The 25,165-nt window shown below is 71.4% G+C and carries 21 protein-coding genes; 9 read left to right on the top strand and 12 right to left on the bottom strand.

Going from position 1 to position 25,165, the window contains the following annotated elements; genetic code table 11:
• Nucleotides 1-2: 2 nt before the first annotated feature.
• Nucleotides 3-575 (bottom strand): GtrA family protein, encoded by a 573-nt coding sequence (locus tag BJ961_RS32305; protein ID WP_271416304.1) that lies wholly within the window; start codon nucleotides 573-575, stop codon nucleotides 3-5.
• A gap of 165 nt (nucleotides 576-740) precedes the next feature.
• Between BJ961_RS32305 and BJ961_RS32300 the strand changes: the two genes are divergently transcribed.
• From BJ961_RS32300 to BJ961_RS32285, 4 genes are all read left to right on the top strand, one after another.
• Nucleotides 741-1,904 (top strand): 5-(carboxyamino)imidazole ribonucleotide synthase, encoded by a 1,164-nt coding sequence (locus BJ961_RS32300; RefSeq protein WP_271416303.1) that lies wholly within the window; start codon nucleotides 741-743, stop codon nucleotides 1,902-1,904.
• Complete coding sequence (purE, locus tag BJ961_RS32295) at nucleotides 1,901-2,443, top strand: 5-(carboxyamino)imidazole ribonucleotide mutase (protein WP_271416302.1); 543 nt, start codon at nucleotides 1,901-1,903, stop codon at nucleotides 2,441-2,443. The genes BJ961_RS32300 and purE overlap by 4 nt, the downstream gene beginning before the upstream one ends.
• A 14-nt stretch (nucleotides 2,444-2,457) precedes the next feature.
• Complete coding sequence (locus BJ961_RS32290) at nucleotides 2,458-3,636, top strand: dipeptidase (RefSeq protein ID WP_271416301.1); 1,179 nt, start codon at nucleotides 2,458-2,460, stop codon at nucleotides 3,634-3,636.
• A gap of 324 nt (nucleotides 3,637-3,960) precedes the next feature.
• On the top strand, nucleotides 3,961-5,091 hold the full coding sequence (locus tag BJ961_RS32285) for a dipeptidase (protein ID WP_271416300.1): 1,131 nt from the start codon (nucleotides 3,961-3,963) through the stop codon (nucleotides 5,089-5,091).
• 15 nt (nucleotides 5,092-5,106) lie between these two features.
• On the opposite strand, the gene BJ961_RS32280 is transcribed toward BJ961_RS32285, so the two are convergent.
• Together BJ961_RS32280 and BJ961_RS32275 are read right to left on the bottom strand one after the other, a co-directional pair.
• Nucleotides 5,107-5,499 carry a VOC family protein gene (locus tag BJ961_RS32280; RefSeq protein ID WP_271416299.1) on the bottom strand — a complete coding sequence of 131 codons (393 nt, stop codon included), beginning with the start codon at nucleotides 5,497-5,499 and terminating at the stop codon, nucleotides 5,107-5,109.
• A 32-nt stretch (nucleotides 5,500-5,531) separates the two neighbouring features.
• A complete protein-coding gene (locus tag BJ961_RS32275) occupies nucleotides 5,532-5,891 on the bottom strand; it encodes a VOC family protein (RefSeq protein ID WP_271416298.1) in 360 nt (119 codons plus the stop codon).
• A 99-nt stretch (nucleotides 5,892-5,990) separates the two neighbouring features.
• Here BJ961_RS32275 and BJ961_RS32270 point away from each other — a divergent pair, with 99 nt between their 5' ends.
• Nucleotides 5,991-6,500, top strand: coding sequence for a CGNR zinc finger domain-containing protein (locus BJ961_RS32270; RefSeq protein WP_271416297.1), 510 nt, complete (start codon nucleotides 5,991-5,993; stop codon nucleotides 6,498-6,500).
• A gap of 107 nt (nucleotides 6,501-6,607) precedes the next feature.
• Here the strand turns inward: BJ961_RS32270 and BJ961_RS32265 are convergent, their stop codons facing one another.
• Nucleotides 6,608-7,951 carry a UDP-glucose dehydrogenase family protein gene (locus tag BJ961_RS32265; protein ID WP_271416296.1) on the bottom strand — a complete coding sequence of 448 codons (1,344 nt, stop codon included), beginning with the start codon at nucleotides 7,949-7,951 and terminating at the stop codon, nucleotides 6,608-6,610.
• A 180-nt stretch (nucleotides 7,952-8,131) separates the two neighbouring features.
• On the opposite strand from BJ961_RS32265, the gene BJ961_RS32260 reads away from it, so the two are divergent.
• Both BJ961_RS32260 and BJ961_RS32255 read left to right on the top strand, forming a co-directional pair.
• Nucleotides 8,132-9,289, top strand: coding sequence for an acyl-CoA dehydrogenase (locus BJ961_RS32260; protein ID WP_271416295.1), 1,158 nt, complete (start codon nucleotides 8,132-8,134; stop codon nucleotides 9,287-9,289).
• A gap of 125 nt (nucleotides 9,290-9,414) precedes the next feature.
• The gene (locus tag BJ961_RS32255; protein WP_271416294.1) at nucleotides 9,415-10,455 is read left to right on the top strand and encodes a vWA domain-containing protein; all 1,041 of its coding nucleotides are present in this window, start codon (nucleotides 9,415-9,417) and stop codon (nucleotides 10,453-10,455) included.
• Nucleotides 10,456-10,471: 16 nt separating this feature from the next.
• Here the strand turns inward: BJ961_RS32255 and BJ961_RS32250 are convergent, their stop codons facing one another.
• Nucleotides 10,472-11,038 (bottom strand): acyl-CoA thioesterase, encoded by a 567-nt coding sequence (locus tag BJ961_RS32250; RefSeq protein ID WP_271416293.1) that lies wholly within the window; start codon nucleotides 11,036-11,038, stop codon nucleotides 10,472-10,474.
• Between the two features lie 120 nt (nucleotides 11,039-11,158).
• Here BJ961_RS32250 and BJ961_RS32245 point away from each other — a divergent pair, with 120 nt between their 5' ends.
• Nucleotides 11,159-12,439, top strand: a complete 1,281-nt coding sequence (locus BJ961_RS32245; protein WP_271416292.1) for an LCP family protein — start codon at nucleotides 11,159-11,161, stop codon at nucleotides 12,437-12,439.
• Nucleotides 12,440-12,459: 20 nt separating this feature from the next.
• Here the strand turns inward: BJ961_RS32245 and BJ961_RS32240 are convergent, their stop codons facing one another.
• Entirely contained in the window at nucleotides 12,460-13,971 is a 1,512-nt protein-coding gene (locus BJ961_RS32240) for an LCP family protein (RefSeq protein WP_456300703.1), read from the bottom strand.
• A 151-nt stretch (nucleotides 13,972-14,122) separates the two neighbouring features.
• Here BJ961_RS32240 and BJ961_RS32235 point away from each other — a divergent pair, with 151 nt between their 5' ends.
• On the top strand, nucleotides 14,123-15,184 hold the full coding sequence (locus BJ961_RS32235) for a glycosyltransferase family 2 protein (RefSeq protein WP_271416290.1): 1,062 nt from the start codon (nucleotides 14,123-14,125) through the stop codon (nucleotides 15,182-15,184).
• 6 nt (nucleotides 15,185-15,190) lie between these two features.
• On the opposite strand, the gene BJ961_RS32230 is transcribed toward BJ961_RS32235, so the two are convergent.
• From BJ961_RS32230 to BJ961_RS32205, 6 genes are all read right to left on the bottom strand, one after another.
• Complete coding sequence (locus tag BJ961_RS32230) at nucleotides 15,191-16,855, bottom strand: LCP family protein (protein WP_271416289.1); 1,665 nt, start codon at nucleotides 16,853-16,855, stop codon at nucleotides 15,191-15,193.
• 79 nt (nucleotides 16,856-16,934) lie between these two features.
• Nucleotides 16,935-18,680 carry an LCP family protein gene (locus BJ961_RS32225; protein ID WP_271416288.1) on the bottom strand — a complete coding sequence of 582 codons (1,746 nt, stop codon included), beginning with the start codon at nucleotides 18,678-18,680 and terminating at the stop codon, nucleotides 16,935-16,937.
• A gap of 205 nt (nucleotides 18,681-18,885) precedes the next feature.
• Nucleotides 18,886-20,592 (bottom strand): LCP family protein, encoded by a 1,707-nt coding sequence (locus BJ961_RS32220; protein ID WP_271416287.1) that lies wholly within the window; start codon nucleotides 20,590-20,592, stop codon nucleotides 18,886-18,888.
• Between the two features lie 170 nt (nucleotides 20,593-20,762).
• A complete protein-coding gene (locus tag BJ961_RS32215; protein WP_271416286.1) occupies nucleotides 20,763-22,508 on the bottom strand; it encodes an LCP family protein in 1,746 nt (581 codons plus the stop codon).
• Between the two features lie 229 nt (nucleotides 22,509-22,737).
• Nucleotides 22,738-23,931 (bottom strand): LCP family protein, encoded by a 1,194-nt coding sequence (locus tag BJ961_RS32210; protein WP_271416285.1) that lies wholly within the window; start codon nucleotides 23,929-23,931, stop codon nucleotides 22,738-22,740.
• Between the two features lie 336 nt (nucleotides 23,932-24,267).
• Nucleotides 24,268-25,032, bottom strand: coding sequence for a TIGR03089 family protein (locus BJ961_RS32205; protein WP_271416284.1), 765 nt, complete (start codon nucleotides 25,030-25,032; stop codon nucleotides 24,268-24,270).
• Nucleotides 25,033-25,165: the final 133 nt, after the last annotated feature.

Genomic DNA, 25,165 nt, shown 5'->3' with positions numbered 1-25,165 from the left:
CGTCAGCGGCGGACCACCGGGGCGCCGTCCACCGTGCGCATCGCGGTCGGGTCCTCGTGCTCCATGAAGGTCTGCGCCCGGGCCACCGCTTCGCGGGCCGGCATCGCGCGGAAGACCCAGCTGCGGTACGACCAGAAACGGAACAGCGTGCCGATCCCGATGCCGAGGAACTTGAAGATGTTGCTCTGCAGCGGGCTGTCCCAGCCGAAACCGTACGTCGCTGTGTAGAGCACCCCGTTCTCGATCACCAGCCCGATCGCGCTGAACAGCAGGAACAGCGACATCTCACGGGTGCGGCCGCTCTTGTCGCGGTCGCGGTAGGTGAAGTAGCGGAAGCCGAGGTAGTTGAAGACGATCGCCACGATGGTGGCGATGATGCTGGCCCGCACCACCGCGAGGTCGGTCGTGTGCCGTACGAAGTTGAAGACGAGCAGGTTGACCAGCACACCCGCACCGCCCACGGCACCGAACTTCACGACCTCGCGGACGAGCCGGTCGATCCGCTGCCGTACACCGGCGCGGGGCGCTCCGGCCGTGGGGGGAGCCGTCTGAGCACCCGAGGAACCATGTCCCATGGTCGTGCAGGCCCCCGTCCGTCGGTTGGCGTCAATCCGTTCATGCTAACCACCCGGACGCGCGATCTTCCTGCGGACGGTCCCGCGGAGCCCGGAACGGGCGCCGGGAGAGGCCGGAAACGGCCGGTAAACAGGTGGGCTCCGCGCGGCCGATACGCTAGGGGCGTGACGTTCCCCGTAGTCGGCATGGTCGGCGGTGGCCAGCTCGCTCGTATGACACACGAGGCGGGCATCCCGTTGGGCATCAGGTTCAAGCTCCTCAGTGACACTCCCCAGGACTCTGCGGCGCAGGTCGTGAACGAAGTCGTCGTCGGCGACTATCGCGATCTGGACACGCTGCGCGAGTTCGCGCGCGGCTGTGACGTGATCACCTTCGATCACGAACACGTGCCGACCGAGCACCTCAAGGCCCTGGAGGCGGACGGCATCCCCGTCCGCCCCGGCCCCGAGGCGCTCGTGCACGCCCAGGACAAGGGCGTGATGCGCGCGAAACTCGTCGCGATCGGTGTGCCCTGCCCGCGGCACCGGATCGTCAGCGATCCGGCCGACGTGGCCGCCTTCGCGGCGGAAGGCGTCGCGGAAGGCGCCGCCGGGGGCGACGGATTCCCCGTCGTCCTCAAGACGGTCCGCGGCGGGTACGACGGCAAGGGCGTGTGGGTCGTGGACTCCGTCGAGGAGGCGGCCGAGCCCTTCCGCGCGGGCGTGCCCGTGCTGGCGGAGGAGAAGGTCGACTTCGTCCGCGAGCTGGCCGCCAACGTGGTCCGCTCCCCGCACGGCCAGGCGGTGGCCTACCCCGTCGTCGAGTCCCAGCAGGTCAAGGGCGTCTGCGACACGGTGATCGCGCCCGCCCCCGACCTCGCCGAGGAGCTGGCCCTGCGCGCCGAGGAGATGGCGCTCGGCATCGCCAAGGAGCTGGGCGTCGTCGGCCACCTCGCCGTCGAGCTGTTCCAGACCCGCGACGGCCGCGTCCTGGTCAACGAACTGGCGATGCGCCCGCACAACTCCGGCCACTGGACGATGGACGGCGCCATCACCTCGCAGTTCGCCAACCACGTCCGCGCGGTCCTCGACCTCCCGCTCGGCGACCCGCGCCCGCGCGCGAAGTGGACCGTGATGGTCAACGTCCTGGGCGGCGACTACCCGGACATGTACTCCGCGTACCTGCACTGCATGGCCCGCGACCCCCAGCTCAAGATCCACATGTACGGCAAGGACGTGAAGCCCGGCCGCAAGGTCGGCCACGTCAACACCTACGGCGACGACCTGGACGACGTGCTGGAGCGCGCCCGTCACGCTGCCGGCTACCTGAGAGGCACGATCACCGAATGAGCCAGCCCAGCCCGGTGAGCCCGGTCGTCGGCATCGTCATGGGGTCGGACTCCGACTGGCCCGTCATGGAGGCCGCCGCCAAGGCGCTCGACGAGTTCGAGGTGCCCTACGAGGTCGACGTCGTCTCCGCGCACCGTATGCCGCACGAGATGATCGCGTACGGCGAGCAGGCCGCCGGACGCGGACTGAAGGCGATCATCGCCGGGGCCGGGGGCGCCGCCCACCTGCCCGGCATGCTCGCCTCCGTCACCCCGCTGCCGGTCATCGGCGTGCCGGTGCCGCTGAAGTACCTGGACGGCATGGACAGCCTCCTGTCCATCGTGCAGATGCCGGCCGGCGTGCCCGTCGCGACCGTCTCCGTCGGCGGCGCCCGCAACGCCGGTCTGCTGGCCGCCCGTATCCTCGCCGCCCACGACGAGGAACTGCTCGGCCGGATGCGCGAGTTCCAGCAGGAACTGAACGACCAGGCCACCGAGAAGGGCAAGCGGCTGCGCACCAAGGTCGAGGGCTCGGCGGCCGGCTTCGGATTCGGAAAGTGACGGAAGGGACGCGGATGACATCGCTGGACAAGGCCCGGGAGCTGCTGCGCGAGTTCCCCGTCGTCGACGGTCACAACGACCTGCCCTGGGCACTGCGCGAGCAGGTCCGCTACGACCTCGACGCCCGGGACATCGCCGCCGACCAGTCCGCCCACCTGCACACCGACCTGGCCCGGCTGCGGGCCGGTGGCGTCGGCGCGCAGTACTGGTCGGTGTACGTCCGCTCCGACCTGGCCGGCGCGGTGACGGCGACGCTGGAGCAGATCGACTGCGTACGGCAGCTGATCGACCGCCACCCCGGGGAGCTGCGGGCCGCGCTGACCGCCGCCGACATGGAGGCCGCGCGCGCCGAGGGCCGGATCGCGTCCCTGATGGGCGCCGAGGGCGGCCACTCCATCGACAACTCGCTGGCCACCCTGCGCGGGCTGTACGCGCTCGGCGTGCGCTACATGACGCTCACCCACAACGACAACAACGCGTGGGCGGACTCGGCGACCGACGAGCCCCGCGTCGGCGGCCTGTCGGCCTTCGGCCGCGAGGTCGTACGGGAGATGAACCGCGAGGGCATGCTGGTCGACCTGTCGCACGTCGCGGCGACGACGATGCGCGCCGCGCTGGACACCTCCACCGCGCCGGTGATCTTCTCGCACTCCTCCGCCCGCGCCGTCTGCGACCACCCGCGCAACATCCCGGACGACGTGCTGGAGCGGCTGCCCGCCAACGGCGGCATGGCGATGGTGACGTTCGTACCGAAGTTCGTGCTCCAGGCCGCCGTGGACTGGACCGCCGAGGCCGACGACAACATGCGCGCGCACGGCTTCCACCACCTGGACAGCAGTCCCGAGGCGATGAAGGTCCACGCCGCCTTCGAGGAGCGCGTCCCCCGCCCGGTCGCCACCGTGTCCACGGTCGCCGACCACCTCGACCACATGCGCGAGGTCGCCGGCGTCGACCACCTCGGCATCGGCGGCGACTACGACGGCACGCCCTTCACCCCGGACGGCCTCGGTGACGTCTCCGGCTACCCGAACCTGATCGCCGAACTGCTGGAGCGCGGCTGGTCCCAGGCCGACCTGGCCAAACTGACCTGGAAGAACGCGGTCCGCGTCCTGGACGCCGCCGAGGACGTGGCCCGGGGGCTCCAGGCGACACGGGGCCCGTCCAACGCCTCCCTGGAGGAGCTGGACGGCTGAGCCGTCGCGTCTCCGAGGGCGGGGTGGCCGGTGCAGCCGGTCGCCCCGCCCCCGTGCGTGAAGGGCCGTCCCGGGGCGATCAGATCGACTCCGGCGGCCCCCCCCCGGCGGTCGCCACGCCGAGGCTGGTCGCCGACCTCACCGCCGAGCGCGCCCGCACCGACCGGAAGATCACCGGCCGGCTCCGTCCAGGGCCGCCTTGGACGGGGTGATCGACGCGGCCGGGGGCTGAGCAGCGTACCCCCGAACGCCCCACCCACCAGGAAGCCCTTTCCGCTCCGTGCGACGGTGGCCGTACCTCACGACGACCGTACGGAGCCCGCCATGGCAGACCTCCAGGACGACCTGCACGCCGGTACCGAGGCCGGCGGGCTCGACGACCTGCCTGTGCCGATCGCCGCGGAGGTCGTTCCGCCGGAGCCCTACGCGCCCGTGTCCGACCCCGACGACGAGCCGCTGACCCGGGCGCACGCCGTACTGGCCGCCCACCCCGTCGCCGACGGCTGCAACGGCCTGTCCGGGGCGCTCGGGCACCTGCCCTGGTACGACCTGGAGCTGGGCGAGAGCGCCGTCGACACCGACGTGCCGCGACTGCGCGAGGGGCACGTGGGGGCCCTGCTGTGGTCGCTGCACCTGCCCGAGCCCGTCGACGGGGGCGACGCGGTCGGCGCCGCGCTGGAGCAGCTGGACCTGGTCAAGACGGTCGTACGGGCCCACCCCGAGGGCCTGCGCCTGGCCTATGACGCGGGGCAGGCCATCGACGCCCGCAACTGCGGCCGGGTCGCCGTGCTGCCCGGTCCGGCGGGCGCCGCCGCCGTCGGCGACCGCCTCGGCATCCTGCGTTCCCTGCACGCCCTCGGCCTGCGTGTGCTCACGCTGACCGGGGTGAGCTGGGCGGGTGAGGCGGGGCTGACCCGGTTCGGCGAGGAGGTCGTCCGCGAGATGAACCGGCTCGGCGTGCTCGCGGACCTCTCGGGCGCCGGCGCCGAGACCCTCCGCCGTACCCTCGCGGTGTCCAAGGCGCCGGTGCTGTGCACCCGCTCCGCCGCCCGCGCCCTGCGCCCGCACCCCGCCAACCTGCCCGACGACCTGCTGGTGGAGCTGGGCGCGGCCGGCGGCCTGTGCATGGTGCCGCTGACCGCCGAGCAGACCGGCCCGACGGTCCGGGACGTCGCCGACCACCTCGACCACGTCCGCACGGTCGCCGGACCGCGGAGCGTCGGCCTGTCCGGCACCTACGACACCGGCAGCGCCCACCCGCTGGAGCTGGGTGACCCCTCCTGCTACCCGCGGCTCGTCGCCGAACTGCTCCGCCGGGGCTGGGACGAGGCGGACGTGGCCCTGCTGACCTGGGGAAACGTGCAGCGCGTGCTGCGCGCGGCGGCCTTCACCGCGCGAGCGGCACAGACCCGCCGCGAGCCGTCCACGGCGACGATCGCCGACCTGGACGGCTGAGGGGACCCGGCGGCGTCAGGAGTGCTCGGTCCGGCACAGGCAGAACGGATGCCCGGCCGGATCGGCGTACACCATGAAGTCCTTCTCCTCCCGGTCCTGCCGGTCCAGCAGCCGCGCACCCAGCGCGAGCACCCGCTCGTGCGCCGCGTCCATCTCGGTCCAGGTCGCTCCGCCGTCGAAGTCGAGGTGGAACTGCTGGGCGTTGCGGTCCGAGCGCGGCCACTCGGGCGGGGTGAGGTCCGGGGCCCGCTGGAAGGAGACGCGCGGTCCGTCGGGCAGGTGCAGGACCACCCAGTCCGGGTCCGCCTCGTCGGTCGTGCCGCCCCCGACCGCCGCGTAGAAGCGGGCCAGCTCTCGGGGTTCGGGGCAGTCGACGACGACGGAACGGAAACGTGCCGCGGGTGCCATGCGGGTACCTCCCGGGGTCTGCGGATCGGCGCTCAGCAGGCGCAGAGGCAGAACGGGTGCCCGGCCGGATCGGCGTAAACGCGGAAGGTACGGGTGCGGTCCTCCGCGTCCAGCGGCCTCGCGCCCAGCCCGAGGACCGCCTTCTCGGCCGCGTCCAGGTCCTCCACCTCGAGGTCGAGGTGGAACTGCTGCGAGTCGTCGGGCGCGGGCCACTTCGGCGGCACGAACCCGGGGGCCGCCTGGAACGCCAGCGCCCGCCCGTCCGGCAGCCTCAGGTCGACCCAGTCGCCCTCGCCCTCGACGGTGCCGCCGAGCACGTCGGCGTAGAAGCGGGCCAGTGCGCGGGGGTCGGGACAGTCCAGGACCACGGGGCCCAGTGCGGCGACAGCCATGACTTCCTCCTTGGAGCACGCGGACGTCTGTTACCGGAACCACACGGGTAACGGGTAACGGTTACTGCATACTCCCGCGCTGGGGGTAACGTCGCAAGCATGAGTGAGCGATCGCCCGCGCCGGGCGGCCTGGAGCTGGTCGAGGCCCTGGTGAACACGCTGCTGGACATCGGGACGGGCGCCGACTCGCTGGACACCCCGCAGGCCCGGGCGCGCTTCGGCCTGACGGAGGACGACCTGCCCGCGGCCCGTGAGCTGCGCGAGTCCCTGCGCGCCACCCTGCTCGCCCACGCAGGCCACCCGCCGCACCGCCCGGTGACCCCGCTGGCCGAACTGCTGGCCGCCGCCCCGCTGGTCGTCGCCGTCGACCCGGCCGACGGCTCCGCCGCCCTCGTCCCGGCCCGTGACGGCACACTCGTCGCCCGCGTCGCCACCGCCGTCGCCCAGGCGCTGGTGGCGGGCACGTGGAGCCGCCTCAAGGCGTGCGAGGCCGCCGACTGTCACTGGGCGTACTACGACCGCAGCCCGGCCGGACGCGGCCGGTGGTGCTCGATGCAGGTGTGCGGGGCCCGCGCCAAGATGCGCCGCTACCGTGCCAAGGACACGTAAACGGGCGGGGGTTCACCGGCCGCCGTGCCGCCCGGTGGGGCACAATGCCGACGACGCCGGTTCGGCCGACTGAGCCTCGGCCGAACCGGCGTCGCCCGCCCGCACGGTCAGGCGGTGGGGCGGCCCATCGCCCGGTACGTCCAGCCGGCCTTGCGCCACAGCGTCGGGTCCAGGGCGTTGCGCCCGTCCAGGATCACCCGGGCCGCCGCCGCCTCGCCCAGCACCTCCGGGTCCAGCTCGCGGAACTCCCGCCACTCCGTCAGGTGCAGCACGACGTCCGCGCCCCGCACCGCCGCGAGCGCCGAGTCGGCGTAGCCGAGGGTCGGGAAGAGCCGCCGGGCGTTGTCCATGCCCTTGGGGTCGTACACCGTCACCTGGGCGCCCTGGAGGTGGACCTGCCCGGCGACGTTCAGCGCGGGGGAGTCCCGTACGTCGTCCGAGTCGGGCTTGAAGGTGGCGCCCAGCACCGCGATCCGCTTGCCGAGGAAGGGGCCGCCGCCCAGCGCCTGCCGGGTCAGCTCCACCATCTGGCCGCGCTGGCGCATGTTGATCGAGTCGATCTCGCGCAGGAAGGTCAGCGCCTGGTCGGCGCCCAGCTCGCCCGCGCGCGCCATGAAGGCGCGGATGTCCTTCGGCAGGCAGCCGCCGCCGAAGCCGATCCCGGCCCGCAGGAACTTCCGGCCGATCCGGTCGTCGTACCCGATCGCCTCCGCCAGCTTGGCCACGTCGCCGTCGGCCGCCTCGCAGACCTCCGCCATCGCGTTGATGAACGAGATCTTGGTGGCGAGGAAGGAGTTCGCCGAGGTCTTCACCAGCTCGGCCGTCGGGAAGTCCGTCACGACGAACGGCGAGCCCTCCGCGATCGGCGTGGCGTACACCTCGCGCAGCAGCTTCTCCGCCCGCTCACTGCGTACGCCGACCACGAGCCGGTCGGGGTGCAGCGTGTCCTCGACGGCGAAGCCCTCGCGCAGGAACTCCGGGTTCCAGGCCAGCTCGGCCTCGTCGCCGGCCGGCGCGTGCTCGGCGAGGTAGGCGGCCAGCCGGTCGGCGGAGCCCACCGGCACGGTCGACTTGCCGACGATCAGCGCCGGGCCGGTCAGATGCGGCGCCAGCGAGGCCAGCGCCGAGTCGACGTACGACATGTCGCAGGCGTACTCGCCGTGCTTCTGCGGCGTGTTCACGCACAGGAAGTGCACGTCGCCGAAGGCCGCGACCTCGGCGAAGTCGGTGGTGAAGCGCAGCCGCCCGCTGGAGCCCTCGATCCCGGCGACGTGCTTGCCCAGCAGCTCCTCCAGACCCGGCTCGTACATCGGGACCTGGCCCCGCTGGAGCATCTCGATCTTCTCGGGCACCACGTCCAGGCCCAGCACCTCGAAGCCGAGCTCGGCCATGGCCGCGGCGTGGGTCGCGCCGAGATAGCCGGTACCGATCACGGTGATCTTCAGCGCCATGGGTGCTCCAGAGGTGTACGTCGGGCGTGCGCGCCCGAGCATATCCGGGGCGTTGCGGAGCCCTCCCGGTCGGCTGTCGTCAAGCTCACCTATCCATGGCGCGGAGGGGGCTCTAAAATTTGGGTTACTTAACGGTAGTTAGCGTGCCCAGCATCGCAGCGTTTTGGAGCGTGAGAGACCTTGGCCGGATCGGCTGACTTCGACCTGTACCGCCCGTTGGAGGAGCACGACATGCTCCGGGACGCCGTCCGCTCGCTGGCCGAGGCGAAGATCGCGCCGCACGCCGCCGCGGTGGACGAGGAGGCCCGCTTCCCGCGCGAGGCCCTCGACGCGCTGACCGCGAACGACCTGCACGCGGTGCACGTGCCCGAGGAGTACGGCGGCGCGGGCGCCGACGCGCTCGCCACCGTCATCGTGATCGAGGAGGTGGCCCGCGTCTGCGCGTCCTCCTCCCTCATCCCGGCCGTGAACAAGCTCGGCTCGCTCCCGGTGATCCTCTCCGGGTCCGAGGAGCTGAAGAAGAAGTACATGGCCCCGCTCGCCAAGGGCGACGGCATGTTCTCCTACTGCCTCTCCGAGCCCGACGCGGGCTCGGACGCGGCCGGCATGAAGACCAGGGCCGTCCGCGACGGCGACTTCTGGGTCCTCAACGGCGTCAAGCGCTGGATCACCAACGCGGGCGAGTCGGAGTTCTACACGGTGATGGCCGTCACCGACCCCGCCCAGCGCTCCAGGGGCATCTCCGCGTTCGTCGTCGAGAAGTCCGACGAGGGCGTCTCCTTCGGCGCCCCGGAGAAGAAGCTGGGCATCAAGGGCTCCCCGACCCGCGAGGTCTACCTCGACAACGTCCGCATCCCCGCCGACCGCATGATCGGCGCGGAGGGCACCGGCTTCGCCACCGCGATGAAGACGCTGGACCACACCCGCATCACCATCGCCGCCCAGGCCCTCGGCATCGCCCAGGGCGCCCTCGACTACGCCAAGGGCTACGTCAAGGAGCGCAAGCAGTTCGGCAAGCCGATCGCCGACTTCCAGGGCATTCAGTTCATGCTGGCCGACATGGCCATGAAGATCGAGGCCGCCCGCCAGCTCACCTACGCGGCCGCCGCGAAGTCGGAGCGGGGCGACGGCGACCTCACCTTCCAGGGCGCCGCCGCCAAGTGCTTCGCCTCCGACGTCGCCATGGAGGTCACCACGGACGCCGTCCAGCTCCTCGGCGGCTACGGCTACACCCGCGACTACCCGGTGGAGCGCATGATGCGCGACGCCAAGATCACCCAGATCTACGAGGGCACCAACCAGGTCCAGCGCATCGTCATGGCCCGCAACCTGCCGTGACGGTGGCCGTGCGCTGAGCGAGGGGCGTCCCGCCGAGGGGCGCCCCTCGCCCGTTCCGGCCGATTGTCAGTGGTGGGTGAGACGGTAGGACCATCGAATCGGAGACGGAACGAGGGGGATCCGCCATGTCCAGGAGCCAGAACTACATCAACCACGTCGCTCTCGTGCTGGACGCCAGTTCGTCCATGTCCCGCCTGAGCCACAAGGTGGTCGAGGTCGCCGACGAGCAGATCTCCTACCTGGCCCGCCGCTCCCAGGAGCTGGACCAGGAGACCCGTGTCACGGTGTACGTCTTCGCCGACCAGGTGGAGTGCGTCATCTACGACAAGGACGTGCTGCGCATGCCGTCGCTGAAGCAGATGTACCGGGTCGGCGGCATGACGGCGCTGCTGGCGGCCACCCTGAAGTCCCAGCGCGAACTGGCGCAGACGGCCCAGCTGTACGGAGACCACAGCTTCCTGACCTTCGTCCTCACCGACGGCCAGGAGAACGTCAGCCACCACTGCCCGGACGCCCCCGCCCGGGACCCGCGCGCCCTGGTCCAGGCCGTGGCCGGGATGATCGAGACCCAGGAGGACAACTGGACGCTGGCCGTCCTGGTGCCCGACCAGATGGGCAAGCGCGAGGCCATGCAGTACGGGTTCCCGAAGGACAACATCGCCATCTGGGACGCCACGAGCACGCAGGGGCTGCAGGAGGCCGGACAGGTCATCCAGGAGGCCACCGAGAAGTTCATGATCGGCCGCACCCGGGGCATCCGCGGCTCGCGGGCGGTGTTCTCCACGGGGGCGGACACGGTCAACAAGGACACCATCAAGGCGGCCGGCCTCGCCCCGGTGGAGTCGTCGAAGTACCAGCTGATCGACGTGACCCGCGACGTGGCCATCCGGGACTGGGTCGTCGAGTCCGGCCACACCTACCGCACCGGCGGCGCGTTCTACCAGCTCAGCAAGTCGGAGAAGGTCCAGCCGAAGAAGCGGATATCGGTGCTGGAGAAGAAGACGGACCGGGTGTACACGGGGCCCGAGGCCCGCGCCCTGCTCGGCCTGCCGGACGTCGAGGTCCGCATCAAGCCGGACCACAACGACGACTTCACCATCTTCGTGCAGAGCACCAGCGTGAACCGCAAGCTCGTCCCGAACACGCGGCTGCTGCTGATGCTCTGACCGCCCTCCCGGCCGGTCAGTCCTGGAACCCCTCCGCGATCCGCTTCTCCCGCAGCTCCAGGATCGCGCGGCGGCGGGCCAGGCGGTGGGTGCGGCGGATCTGGGCCTCCTGGTAGCGGCGCCTGTCCTTCTCGGACTCGGGGAGCACCGGCGGAACCGTGCGCGGCTTGCCGTCCGCGTCCACCGCGGCGAAGACCAGGTAGGCCGAACCGACCTGGGTGGCCGGGGTGGACTCGTTCCAGCGCTCGGCCATCACCCGGACGCCGACCTCCATGGAGCTGCGGCCGGTCCAGTTGACCTGGGCCTTCACATGGACGAGGTCGCCGACGCGGACCGGTTCGAGGAACGCCATCTCGTCCATGGACGCGGTGACGGCGGGGCCGCCGGAGTGGCGTCCGGCCACGGCGCCCGCCGCGTCGTCGACGAGCTTCATGATCACACCGCCGTGGACCGTGCCCAGAAGGTTGGTGTCGCCGTGCGTCATGATGTGGCTGAGGGTGGTGCGGGAAGCCGAGGTCGGCTTGCCCGGGATCTCCGGGGTCGCCGACTGCGCGGCCGAGGCCTGTTCTGCCTGGTCTGTCATGGCCTCCACCTTATGCCGGAGCTACCACGGCGTAGTTTTGTGTCAGCTTCGCAACAGCGCTGCCCTGATTTTCCGACGACTCTTGTCTCGCCCACCGTGCGGGCCTGCACACTGGTGCGCATGAATGATTGGCCCGAGGGACGGTCCGGTGACCAACGCGGCGGCGGCTACGGACGCGGCAGCGCGAGCGCACGGCCCGAGAGCGCGCGCGTGATGCGTCAGGTCCGCCGCGGAACACCGCCGCCCGGCGGCCCGGGCCAGGCCCCGCCGTACGGGTCCGGAGTGCCGCAGCAGCCGTCGTACACCGACGGCCAGGGACACGGCGGCGACGGCTACGACAGCGGCTACAACACCGGCCAGGTCTACGGCGGCGGTGGCGGCCAGGGCCCCGGCCCCGGCGGCCCGCGCCCGGGCAGGCCCGCGCCGAACTGGCGCCGCCGGATCAAGTGGACCGCGATCACGGTGGTGACCGTGCTGGTCGTCACCACCGTCGGCACCTACTTCTGGGCCGACTCCAAGCTCAACCGCGAGGTCGACCTCTCCAAGGTCATCGACCGGCCCGAGGCCGGCGAGGGCACGAACTACCTCATCGTCGGGTCCGACAGCCGCGAGGGCATGTCCAAGGACGAGATGAAGGACCTGCACACCGGCTACGCCGAGGGCAAGCGCACCGACTCGATGATGATCCTGCACACCGGGGACAACGGGTCGACGCTGATCTCCCTGCCCCGCGACTCGGACGTGGAGATCCCGAGCTTCGTCGGCTCCGAGTCCGGCAAGACGTACAAGGGCACCGGCCGGCACACCAAGCTGAACGCCGCCTACGCCGAGGACGGCCCCGAGCTGCTGGTGCGCACCGTCGAGTACAACACCGGGCTGCGCCTGGACCACTACGTCGAGATCGGCTTCGGCGGCTTCGCCAACATCGTGGACGCGGTCGGCGGCGTCGAGATCGACATCCCGCAGGACATCAAGGACAAGAAGTCCGGCGCCGACCTCAAGAAGGGCAAGCAGACCCTGGACGGCCAGGAGGCCCTCGCCTTCGTCCGCACCCGGTACGCGCTGGCCGGCTCCGACCTGGACCGCACCAAGAACCAGCAGAAGTTCCTGTCCGCGCTGGCGAGCCAGGTGGCCACCCCGTCGACGGTCCTCAACCCGTTCAGGCTGTACCCGACCATGGGCGCCGGCCTCGACTCCCTCATCGTCGACAAGGACATGGGCCTGTTCGACCTGGCGAGCATGTTCTGGGCGATGAAGAGCGTCAGCGGCGGCGACGGCACCTCGATGAACATGCCGATCTCCGGCAGCGTCGGCTCCAATCTCAAGTGGGACGAGGCCAAGGTCAAGAAGCTGGTCCAGGAGCTGAAGAACGACGAGAAGGTCAGCGCCTCCGGCGACTGAGCCGCCCCGCCCCGGGGCGCTCACTCCTTGCCGCAGGTCACCTCGTCGCCCCGCACCACCGTGCCCGACTCCTGCGGCGGGTCCGCCGGCCGCACCTTCACGACCTTCTCGAAGTCGGCGCCCGCGATCACCTTCAGTGTCGCCCCCTGCCCCTCGACGGCCTTCAGCTCGCTGCCGGGCAGGGCGGTGGCCAGGGACTTCGCCGACTGGTCCCAGCGGGGGTCGTAGGCCACGACGGTCCGCTCGACGGCCCGGTCGGTGGCGTTCCGCGGCGCCTTGGTGGTGCGGAACCCGGCCGCCGCCAGTGCGTCGTCCACCCGTTTGCCGAGCCCGGAGGTGCGGGTGCCGTTCTCCACCTGGACCCGGATCTGCTTCGGGTCCACCGGGACCCGCACCGGCGCCGGGCCCTCCGGCTTCGGTTTCGGCGCGGCCAGCGGCTTGTCCTCGCGCAGGGCGTCGAAGAGCCGCTCGGACTTCGCGGGGTCCCACTTCAGGGTCGAGCCGACGCCCTTGACGGCGTAGCCCATCTGCCCGATCGGCACCGTGGTGAACTCGGACGAGGACGGCGAGAAGTTCCGCATCGCCCGTCCCAGCGTCAGCAGCTCGTCGGTGCCGAAGCCCTGGTCGGCCCGGACCGAGCCCAGCACCGCCCGGGTGACGTCACGGAACTTCAGCGGGTTCAGCAGGATCCCCGAGGACGTCGCCCGGTCGATCAGGGCGGCCAGGAAGCGCTGCTGGCGCTTCATCCGGCTCAGGTCCGAGGCCCCGTCGAGATGGCGGGCCCGCACGTACTGCAGCGCCTGCCCGCCCATCAGCGTGTGGGTGCCCGGGGCGAGGTCGAGCCCGGTGTAGCTGTCCTTGAGCGGCTGGACGGTGCAGATCCGCACGCCGCCGAGGACGTCCACGGTCTTCATGAAGCTGGTGAAGTCCACCTCCAGGTAGTGGTCGATCTTCACCCGGGTCATGTTCTCCACGGTGCGGATGGTCAGCTGCGGGCCGCCCTCGGCGTAGGCGGCGTTCAGCTTCAGCGGATGACCCCTGTGGTGCTCGCCGGTGGTGCGGTCGGTGTGGCCGGGCGTCTCGGCGTACGAGTCGCGCGGCAGACTGACCACGCTCGCGCGCTCCCGGTCCTCCGAGATGTGCACGATCATGATGGTGTCGGTGCAGTGGCAGGGGGCGCCGCCCAGCCTGTACGCGCGCCGCTGCTCCTCGCTGATCCTGTCGCGGCCGTCGGTGCCGACCATCAGGACGTTCATGCCGTCGCCCGCCCGCGGCCGGTTCTTCATGTCCTTGAAGGCGTCGACCCGGGAGATGTCCGAGTCCAGGCCCGACAGCACGGCGTGCCCGATCCCCGCGGAGGCCAGCACCACCACCGACAGCGCGGTCACCGCCCGTACGGCCCAGCGCGGCCGCCTGCGCCGGACGGGGGGCCGCGGCGGGCGTCCGGCGGGCCGGGGGCCGCCGCGCTGCGGCGGGGGCCCGCCCCGGGGGGACGAGGCCGGGACCCGGGGGGAGCGGGGCGGCGTGGGCAAGGTGACACCTCCGCGGGGACGGGCCCCGGGTGTGGACCGCGAGGCCGGACGTGGGATTCGTGAGCACCGTAGGCCCATACGATCTGCTGCCCGGGCCCGTGACCCCCGCGGCGCGCACCCGTGTCCCCCGTTCGCGGTAACGTGAGCACCGATGAACGCCAAGTCCGACGTGCGGCCGCCCGCCGTTTCCGTGATCATGCCCGTCCTCAACGAGGAGCGGCACCTGCGCGGCGCCGTCCGCGCCATCCTCGCCCAGGAGTACGCCGGCGAGATGGAGGTCGTGATCGCCGTCGGTCCCTCCACGGACCGTACGGAAGAGATCGCCGCCGAACTCGTCCGCGAGGACCCCCGGGTCCACACCGTGCCGAACCCCACCGGCCGTACCCCCGCCGCGCTGAACGCCGCGATCAAGGCCTCCCGCCATCCGGTCGTCGTCCGCGTCGACGGGCACGGCATGCTGTCGCCGAACTACATCGCCACGGCCGTACGGCTCCTCGAGGAGACCGGCGCGCAGAACGTGGGCGGCATCATGCACGCCGAGGGCGAGAACGCCTGGGAGGACGCCGTCGCCGCCGCGATGACGTCGAAGATCGGGGTCGGCAACGCCGCGTTCCACACGGGCGGTCAGGCAGCGCCCGCCGAGACCGTCTACCTCGGCGTCTTCCGCCGCGAGGCGCTGGAGCGGCAGGGCGGGTACAACGAGGAGTTCGTCCGCGCCCAGGACTGGGAGCTGAACTTCCGCATCCGCGAGGCCGGCGGCCTGATCTGGTTCTCGCCCGAGCTGCGGGTCTCCTACCGCCCGAGGCCGAGCATGCGGGCGCTGGCCAAGCAGTACAAGGACTACGGCCGCTGGCGCCACGTCGTCGCCCGCTACCACTCCGGCTCCATCAACCTGCGCTACCTCGCCCCGCCGACCGCCGTGGTCGCCATCGCGGCCGGTGTCGTGGTGGGCGCCGCGCTGACCCCGTGGGGATTCGTCGTCCCCGGCGGCTACCTCGCGGCGATCGTGGCGGGCTCGCTGCCCGCCGGCAAGGGCCTCGGCCTGAAGGCGCGGGCGCGGATCCCGGTGGCGCTGGCGACCATGCACATGTCCTGGGGCTGGGGCTTCCTGACCAGTCCCAAGTCGCTGGCCAGGAAGGTCATCGCCTCGCGGCGTCCGGCGGTCCAGCCCGGCGCGGACGCGGACGCCACGGACGCCGCCGGTACGCGCTGACGTCCGTCAGGACCAGGTGAACGCCGGGTTCACCTCCATGCAGGCGCTCTCGTCCGCGCCGTTGAGGGCCTCGGCGGACTCGGGGGTGCTGTCGTCGCTCCCGGGCGCCTTGTACGCCGTGCCCTCGCGCCAGTCGGCGCCCACGACCAGCGTCACGCCGGAGACGTCCGTGGACCGCTGCACCGAACCCGCCGGAACGCCCAGGGACTTGGCGACGCGCCGTGCGTCGCCCTCCAGGTCGGCGCTCGGGTAGCGGACGACGGTGCGGTCCTCGCTCGGCAGCACCGAGGGGTCCGCCACCGCCTTGGCGAAGCCCCGGTCCGCCAGGAGCCCGGCGACCGTGTTCGCGCGTCCGGGTGCCATCGCGAGGCGGTCCGTGCGGGTGCCGTTGCGGACCCGGACCGCTATCTCGGCGTCCGGGGCGGCCGGGTCGGCCGGGGCCTTCGGCTCGGCGTCGGGCTTCTTCCTCGCGTCCTTGCCGTCCAGCGCGATGTCCTCGCGCACCAGCCGGAACAACTGCTCCGCGTCCTCGGTCGGTTCGACCCGGGCGCCCACGTACCGGTTGGGCATCGTGGTCATGGTGATGCGCTCCGGCTTCACCCGGCGCAGTTCGTCGCTGAGGTCGTACAGCTTCTTGACGGTGTCCAGGCCCGGGTCGACGGTGAGCGCCGCGGTGGCCTCCTCGGCGAGCCTGCGCAGCTTGTTGGGGCTGCTCAGGGTGGCGTTCTCGCGCAGCACCCGGACCATCGAGTTCAGGTACATGTGCTGGGCCTTGGCCCGCGCCAGGTCGCTGCCGTCCTCGAAGCCGTACCGGGTGCGCAGCCACTGCAGGGCCTGCTTGCCCTTGACCGGGTGGGTGCCCTTGGCCAGCTTCAGGCCGGAGCCGTGGCCCTCGTTGTCGCGGGAGTGGATGTTGGCGTCCACGCAGACCGGGACGCCGCCGACGGCGTCGGCCATCGACACGACGCCCGCGAAGTCGACCATGACGAAGTGGTCGATGTGGATGCCGGTCAGCTCCTGCCAGGTGGCCACCGTGCAGCCGGGGCCGCCGTGGCCGAGGCTCTGGTTGGTCATCACCCGGCCGTCGCTCGCCGGGTAGACCTCGCCGTCGTCCGGGTCGGTGCACCTGGGTATCTCGAGCAGTGTGTCGCGCGGCATGCTGACCACCGACATGTTGCTGCGGTCGGCCGACAGGTGCACCAGCATCTGCACGTCCGCCAGCGGCGTGGAGCCGAACGTCTCGCGGGCGCCGCCCAGTTGCTGGTTCGCCTCGCTGTCCCGGGCGTCCGAACCGATGACGAGGATGTTGAGCGGGGTCTGCCCGGCCGCGTTCGGCGTCGGCTCGGCGACCTTGTTGTCGCCCAGGTTCAGGACGTCCTTCTTGATGTTGCCGTTGAGGTGCTGGTAGTAGAGGTACCCCGCGCCGGCCGTGCCCGCCAGGACCACGGCGAGCGCCACCGCGGTCCAGCGCAGGACGCGGCGGCCCCGTCGCGGACGCCGCCCGTCGCCGGCCTCGTCGCCGGTCCCCTCATCGGACGCGTCACCGGTCTCCCGGGTGTCGTCGGTGCCGCCGACACCGTTGTCGCCGTCCCCCCGGGCGGCCTCTTCACGCTCGGGGGCGTTTGCCGGGCCCTCCTGCGTGTCCTCCGCCTGCACACCGCTTCGCGTCATGTCCGCGCCCCTCTCCCCACCCCCGCGCCACCGCACGGGCCCGTAGCCGTCCTGTGAGACGTAGGACGGGCCCTTCAGGTCAACTGGCGCACAGCTTCTGGTCGGCCGTGGACGCGTTGTCCAGGTCCGGCTTCTTGACGGCGGCGTCGAGCTTGACTCCGGCGCCCTTGAAGTCCTTGCCGAGGGTGAGGGTCATGGTGGGCAGGCCCTGGGAGTTGGTGACGCTCTCGCCGGGCTTCATGGCGGCGCCGGACAGGCCGAGGATCCCGGCGAGGGCGCGGGCCTGGTCGGCCTGGTCGGGGGCGTACTCCAAGGTCGTCCTGGGCAGGTCTGCCGGGGCGTTGCCCGCGTTCTCGGACTTGGAGACGCCGGCCTCGGTCTGGAGGTAGGACAGCTCCTGCTGGGCGCTGCCGGCGGGGGCGCCGCCGTTGAGGACGCGGACGCGGACCTCGGAGGGCTCGGACTTCGCACCCTTGAGGCGGGCGGCGACGGCGGCCTTCTCCTTCTTCTCCTTCTGCTCGACCTCGGTGAAGGAGATGTCGTTCACGATCATCTCGAAGACCTGGGGCGCCTTGGCCTCGTTCGGGACCACCGTCGCCTTGACCTTCTCGGCGGGGTTGTCGACCACCGGCACCGTGGTGAACGTGATGTTCTTCGTCGGCACCTTCTTCAGCTCCAGGGCGATGTCCTTGAGCGTGCCCACGTTGCCGATGGCCTTGTCCACGGTGAGGGCGTTGGTCGCCGCCTCGGCCAGCTTCACCAGCTTGGTGGGGCTGGTGAGGGTGTCGCCGGAGGACATCTTGCGCATGAGCGAGCCCAGGAACTGCTGCTGCACCTTGATGCGGTCCAGGTCGCCCTCGTTGCCGAAGGCGTGCCGGGTGCGGACGAAGGCGAGGGCCTTCTCACCCTCGACCATGGACTCGCCCTTGGGGAGCTGGAGCTTGGACTTCTTGTCGTCGACGGCGTGCTCCACGCACACCTCGACGCCGTCCACGGCGGTGGTCAGCGTCTTGACCGCGTTGAAGTCGGCCATCATGAAGTGGTCGGGCTTGATCCCGGTCGCCTCCGCCACCGTGCGCATCGTGCAGCCCGCGTCCCGGCCCAGGTCGCCGAGGCTCTGGTTGAACCGGACGCCGGAGGTCCCCGGGATGACCTTCGTCGTCCCGTCCTCCTGCGTGGTCTCGCAGTCGGGGATGTCGACGATCAGGTCGCGGGGGATGCTGAGCGCGGTGGCGTTGGAGCGGTCCTTGGCGACGTGCAGCAGGATGTTGGTGTCCGCGTGTCCGACGCTGCCCTTGTCGCCGTAGCCCTCGTTGCCCTCACCGGTGCGCTTGTCGGTGCCGATGATGAGGATGTTGAAGGCCTCGTCCTTCTTGAAGCTGCTGCTGCCCGCGGTGCCGACGTCCGTCGTCGAGACGTTGCCCTCGAGGTGCTTGAGGTAGACGTAGCCGCCGACACCGGCCACGAGGACGACGAAGGCCATGCTGCCGCCGGTCCACAGCAGGACCCTCTTGCCCTTCGACTTCTTCTTCTCCGGCCGGCGTCCGCGCCGGCCCGGGACCGGCTCCTCGGGCTCCGGACGGCGCCGCCGCTGCGGCGGTACCTCCCGGTCGGGAGCGGCCGTACGACGACGTGCCGTACCGGCGTCGCCGTTCCTGCCGTCGGTGCCCGCCGGGGAGTCCGGGGCGGACCTGCGCGGTCCGGGGACGGACGACTGCGGTGCGGAGGGGGACAGCCGCAGTTCGTACTCACCGGTGCGTGGATTGAGTACCCACTGGTCCGCGGGGTCCACGTCGTCTGCCCGCCCACGTCCTTGCGCGTCCACGGTCTCCCAATCCTCCGTCGGGGCCACGCGGCACCTTCCCTTGAAGGCGCACGGTAGAGAGTCAACTGGTGCACGACGCCAGGGCGGGCCTCGCGGCAGGGGGCACTGGCGCGCACACACTATCCGCCCAGTTCAGCGTCGAACGACACTGGTGCCGCGATCGGCACCCCTACAACAGGGCATTCCCTCCTATTTTCCTGAACTCCTACCATCGGTAGGGCTTGTAGACGTCCATGCACGTGCCGGCGTCCGAGCCGTTGAGGGCGTCGCTGTCCTTCGGAAGGTCTCCGGCCTCGGGCGTCTTCTGCTTCGGGTAGGACGTGCCGGAGCGCCAGTCAGCTCCCACGACGAGAGTGATCCCGGACACGTCCGTCGACTTGCGCACCGCGTTCGCGGGGATCCCCATCGCCTCGGCGACGCGCCGTGCGTCGCCCGCCAACGCGTCGTCCGGGTAACGGACCACGGTCCGCTCCTCGGAGAGCGCGGCCGAGGTGTCCTTGGTCGCCCTGGTGAAACCCTTGTCGACCAGCGTCCCGGCGACCGCGCCGGCGCGGCCGCTGACGGGGCCGAGCGTGGCGGAGCGGGTGGCGTTCTGCACGAGGACGCCGATCTCGGCGTCGGCGGCGGGCTCGTCGGAGGGCGTCCCGCCGGCGGCGTCCTTGCCCCCGTTCCTGTCCGAGCCCTGCTGATCCTTGTCCCCCTTGCCCCCTGCGCTGCCCTTGCCGCCCTTGTCGTCGAACGGCACGTCGTCGCGGAGCATCGCCCACATCTTGTCCGCGCTGTCGGCGGGCAGCAGGTGGTTCTCGTCCTGGGGGTCCTGGACGGTGGGGATCGTCGTCATGGTGAGGCGGTCCGTGGGCACCGTCTTGAGCTGCATCCCCAGGTCGTACAGCTTCTTGACGGTGTCGAGCTCCTCGGAGACCGTCAGGGACTTCGTGGCGGACTCGGCCAGGTTCATCAGGCGGCCGGCGTCGGTGAACACGTTCTGGCTCTTCAGCGTGCGGATCATCGAGTTCATGTACATGTGCTGGGCCCGGGCCCGCAGCGGGTCGCTGCCCCACGCGTGCCGGGTGCGCAGCCACTGGAGCGCCTGCTCGCCCTGGACCTTGTGCGAGCCAGCCGTCAGTTTCAGGCCCGAGCCGCCGGGCACGCCGGGCAGTGGGCGGTCCGACACGTTCTGGTTCACACAGACCTCGACCCCGCCGACGGCGTCCGCCATCGAGACCACGCCCGCGAAGTCGATCGTCATCCAGTGGTCGATGTAGACCCCGGTGAGGTTCTCCCAGGTGGCCAGGGTGCAGCCGGCGCCGCCGCGGGCCAGCGACCCGTTGATGATGGCGTTGGTCGCCCCGAACTTCTCCCCGGTGTCGGGGTCCTTGCACGCGGGGATGTCGACCCGGGTGTCCCGGGGGATGCTCACCACCGCGGCGCTCTTGCGGTCCGCGGCCAGGTGGATCAGCATCTGCACGTCGGCCAGCGGCGGGTTGTCGCGGTGGTCCTTGCCACCGCCCAGCGCCACGTTGGCGTCGGAGGCGCGGCTGTCGGAGCCGAGCAGCAGGATGTTCAGCGGGGTCTGTCCGGCGGCGTTCGGCTCGGTCCGGTGCGCCTTGGAGTCGCCGCTGCTGCGCTCGCCCTTCTCGATGTTGCCGTTCAGGTGCTCGTAGTAGAGGTATCCGGCGCCGGCCGTGCCGAGTATCAGCACCGCGAGGGTCGTCGCGGACCAGCGCAGCGCCCGGTGCTTCCGTCCGGGCCGGCGGCGTTCGGAGCGCTTGCCTCTTCCGCCGGGCGGGCCCTGGCGGTCCGCGGTACCGGTGCCGTCGTCGTCCCGGCCGTCGCCGGTGTTCCTGCCACCGCGGGCGTGCCGGACGGTGCCCCGACGCGTTCCCTCCTCGTGCACACTGCCCTGCGTCATGTCCTTCTCCCACCCTCGGGCCCGCGAACGAGCCCCTGCGCGCGACCTGTTCGCACAGTTGGACGTACGGAGCCCCTCGTTGGCTGTACGGCGATGCCGACGGATTGTTCGCCGTTGGACCGTTCACCGATGGACTGTCGTCCTGTCAGACGTACGAGGGACCCGTCAGGTCACTTCGCGCACTCGACCTTGTCCGCCGTGGACTTCTGAACACCGTCGGGTGTCTTCCCGGAGGCGGCGTCGAGCTTGACTCCGGCGCCCTTGAAGTCCTTGCCGAGGGTGAGGGTCATGGCGGGCAGGCCCTGGGAGTTGGTGACGCTCTCGCCGGGCTTCATGGCGGCGCCGGACAGGCCGAGGATCCCGGCGAGGGCGCGGGCCTGGTCGGCCTGGTCGGGGGCGTACTCCAAGGTCGTCCTGGGCAGGTCTGCCGGGGCGTTGCCCGCGTTCTCCGACTTGGTGACCCCGGCCTCGTTCTGCAGGTAGGTCAGCTCCCGGCCCGCGCTGCCTGAGGAGGCGCCGCCGTTCACGACGCGGACGCGGACCTCGCCGGGCTCGGACTTCTCGCCCTTGAGGCGGGCGGCGACGGCGGCGTCCTCCTTCTTCTGCTTCTCCTTCTCCTGCTGCTTGACCTCGGTGAAGGAGACGTCGTTCTTGACCATGTCGAAGACCTGCTGGGCGGGCCCCTCCTTGAGGACGACGGTCACCGGCGTCTCCTCGGCCGGGTTGTCCACCACCGGCACCGTCGTGAAGGTGAGGTTCTTGGTGTTGAGCTTGCCCAGCTCCAGACCGAGGTCCTTCAGCTTGCCGATGTCGTCCAGCTTGGAGTCGACGGTCAGCGCCTCGGTGCCCGCCTCGGCGAGCTTCAGCATCTTCGAGGGGCTGGTGAGCGTGTCGTTGGACTTCAGCTTGCGCATCAGCGCGCTGAGGAACTGCTGCTGGATCTCGATGCGGCTCAGGTCGCCGCCGAAGCCCACGGAGTGCCGGGTGCGGACGAACGCGAGCGCCTCCTCGCCCTCGACGGTGTGCTTGCCCGCCGACAGATTCAGGTGCGAGTCGGGGTCGTCGATGTCCTTCGCCAGGCAGACCTCGACACCTCCGACGGCCGAGGTGAGGGTCTTGACCGCGTTGAAGTCGGCCACCATGAAGTTGTCGGGCGTGACCCCGGTCAGCTCGGTCACGGTCCGCATGGTGCAGCTGGGCGTACGGTCGCTCTGGCCGAGGCTCTGGTTGAAGCGGACGCCGGTGGAACCCGGGATGACCTTCGTGCTCCCGTCCTCCTGCGTGGTCGGGCAGTCGGGGATGTCGACGATCAGGTCGCGGGGGATGCTGAGGGCGGTGGCGTTGGAGCGGTCCTTGGCGACGTGCAGCAGGATCGTGGTGTCGGCGTGGCCGGCGCTGCCGGTGTCGCCGTATCCGGCGTTGCCGTCTCCGGTGCGCTTGTCGGTGCCGATCAACAGGATGTTGATCGCCTTGTCCTTCTGGAACCCGCCGGTGCTCGCACCGTCGTCGGAGACGGACTGGATGTTGTCGTTGAGGTGTTCCAGGTACAGGTATCCGGCCGTGCCCGCGGCGAGGACGACGAAGGCCATCGTGCCGCCGGTCCACAGCAGGATCTTCTTGGTCCTCGACTTCTTCTTCGCCGGACGCCGACGGCCGCGCCGCCCCGGCGGCGGCTCCTCGGGCGTCCCACGGCGCCTGCGCGGGCCGGGGACCTCACGCTCCGGCGGGGACTCCGGCGGCTCCGACTCCCGCCGCGGTGCCGGCTTCGGCGACCGCGTGGCCCGGCGGGGTCCCGGGACCGGTGACTGCGGTGCGGAAGGGGACAGTCGCAATTCGTAGTCGCCGGTGTCCGGATTGAGTACCCACTGGTCTGCGGGGTCGATGCCCTCCGCCTGCCCACGGCCTTGCGCGTCCACGGTTGTCCGAATCCTCCGTCGGGGCCACGCGGCGCCCTTCCCCTCCGGGCGCCCGGTCTTACTCAACTCACACCGGATCGCTCACACTAACCGCCTCGTTCGGCGCGGGGCGACTGGCAGTGACGCATTCCACGAACCTTACAAGTGGGCAATACGGCGCATTTATTGGACAACTGTCCGTTCATTCGTGTCCGTCTTGCGTGCGCCTTGCTCCGTCTTGGAATGCGCTTTACCCGCAGATGTCCTCGGCGGCGGTGTTCCCGCTGAACGTCGGCGCCGGGGAAACGGTGCCGCCGGGTTCGCCGGGAATTGCGGAACCGCCTCCCGAGTCCCGTGGGGGAGCGGCGATCGTCACGGGTTCGTCCGTCCGCAGGCGGGTGAACAGCTTCTCGGCGTCGGGCTCCACGAGCTGGTCACGATTGGCGTCGCCCGCGTAGGACTCCCGGGGGACGGTCAGGAATTGCACGCGTTCGGTGGGAATCCCGCGCAGGCCGCGCACGAGGTCGTACAAACCGCGCAGACTCGCCAGATCCGGGTCCGTGGTGAGGGACGACGTGGCGGCGTCCAGAACGGGATACAGCTTCACCGGATTCAGCAGCACGTCATTGCTCTGCACCTTGTTCACGAGCGCTCCCAGAAAGCGCTGCTGCCGGTCCATCCGGTCGGTGTCGCTGCCGTCGCCGAGCGACTTCCGGGCGCGGACGTACCCGAGCGCCTGCTCCCCGTCGAGCGTCACCCGGCCCGCGGGCAGCCTCAGTTGGGCGTCCTTGTCGTCGACCGGCTTGCGCAGGCACACCTCGACGCCGTCGAGCGCGTCGACCATCTTCTTGAAGCCCTGGAAGTCGACGACCACGTGATGGTCGATTCGGATGCCGGTCAGCTTCTCCACCGTACGGATCGAGCACGCCGAACCGCCCGCCTCGAAGGCGTAGTTGAACTGCGCGAACACCGGCTTGCTGCGTGACCCGTCCGGACGGTGGCAGTCGGGCACGTCCACCATCAGGTCGCGGGGGAGGGAGACGGCGGTGACACTGTCCCGGCCCGCGGCCAGGTGCAGCAGGATCGTGGTGTCCGACCGCTCGGTGCCCGAGTCCCGTCCGTATCGCGCGTTGCCGTCTCCGGCCCGCGAGTCCGACCCGATCACCAGGACGTTCTGGGCGCCGCGCACCTGGGCGGTGGGCCGCTCCTTCTCGTACCGGGCCAGCTCGGCCGCCGCCGCCTCGTCCGCCGTGATGTTGCCGCTCAGCTTGGCGTACACCGCCCACCCGACACCCGCGGCGCCCCCGGCCAGCACGACGACCGCGATGCCCGCGATCCCCAGCCGCCGCCTGCGGCGCCGCCGCCGCAGCCCGCCCCCGGTCGCGGACGCGCCGCGCCCCACGTCGCCCCCGCCGGAGGCCGCCGTGCCCGCGTCATCGCCCACGCCTGCCCTCCGTCCCACACCCGTGCGCTGGTACGACCATGCCCCGAGCGGGCGCCGGGGGTGGAACGGGAGTGGTCCGAACGGGGGGGGGAGGCCGTCCGTGGGAGAGGCCGTCCGTGGGAGAGGCCGTCCGGGGGAGGCCCCCGGCCGGGCACCGGGGCGCGGGTGAAGGAGCACCGGGCCGAACTGACCGCGCAGGGCCTCCCGACCGCCCGCGCCGCCGAACTGCCGGGCGTGGCCGCTCCGCAGAAGGCGGACCCGTGCGAGGACTGACGGTGGGGCGCCCACTCACCGGCGCCCGCCCCCGCACCCGTCACCGGCACCCCCGCAGGAACGTCACCGCGCCGTGGCCGAGACCCGCTCCGTCTCGATCCGCTGGTCCACCACGCCGGCCGCCGCCCGCTCCAGATGCCGGCACAGCACCACCGACCCCCCGCTCGCGAGCGGCCCGTACAGCCCCGCGCTCAACCCCTCCCACGTGTCGTACGGCAGCCCCGACAGGATCCGCGCCCCCGGCCCGGTGAGTCCCAGCCCCGACGCCTCCGCCCGTGCCCGCTCCACGACCTCCGCGCCACTGAACTCCCGCCCGGCCACGATCAGCGCCGGCTCCTCCGGGTCCACCGGCACGTACGGCACGAACCGGTCTCCCTGCCCCGGCACCTCCACCGCGTAGTCGGCGAAGCCCTCCGGCGGAGCCGGTGCGAACCGCCCCCCGAGAGGCCGCAGCGCCAGCGCGATCCGCGCGCCCTCGCACGCCCGCGCCGCCTCCAACGACTCGGGCTCCGGCCCACTCACGACCACGTCCGCCGCTCCGGGGTCGCCCGCCACGTCGGCGACGACACCCACCGACGCGCACGCCAGCAGCCACACCGCCGTCTGCCAGTGCGCGGGCAGCAGCAGCGCGACCCGGTCGCCGGGTTCGGCGGACAGCTCGTCCTGGAGCAGGTTCGCGGTCTTGGCCACCCAATTGGCGAAGGTGGCCACGGAGAGTTCGACGCGTTCGCCCGTGGCGTCGTCGTAGAAGGTCACCAGGGGGCGTCCCGGGTCCGCGGCGAGCGCGGAACTCAGCAGGTCGGCAGGGGTGCGATCGGTCGCGTTCACCCGTGCAAGCGTACGCGGGCCGGGGCACGCGCACCGAGCGGACGGCGTACCGCACCACCACCGGATCGGGCGAAGAATCCCACGGCCCGTCAGATCCCCGATGGACATGTTCGTCCGAGCATGTCCAGGATCA

This window comes from Streptomyces lienomycini (genome assembly GCF_027947595.1).
GTDB classification, from domain to species: domain Bacteria; phylum Actinomycetota; class Actinomycetes; order Streptomycetales; family Streptomycetaceae; genus Streptomyces; species Streptomyces lienomycini.
Note: the sequence above shows the minus strand (reverse complement) of the source record. Positions and strands in the feature narration are given on the sequence as shown.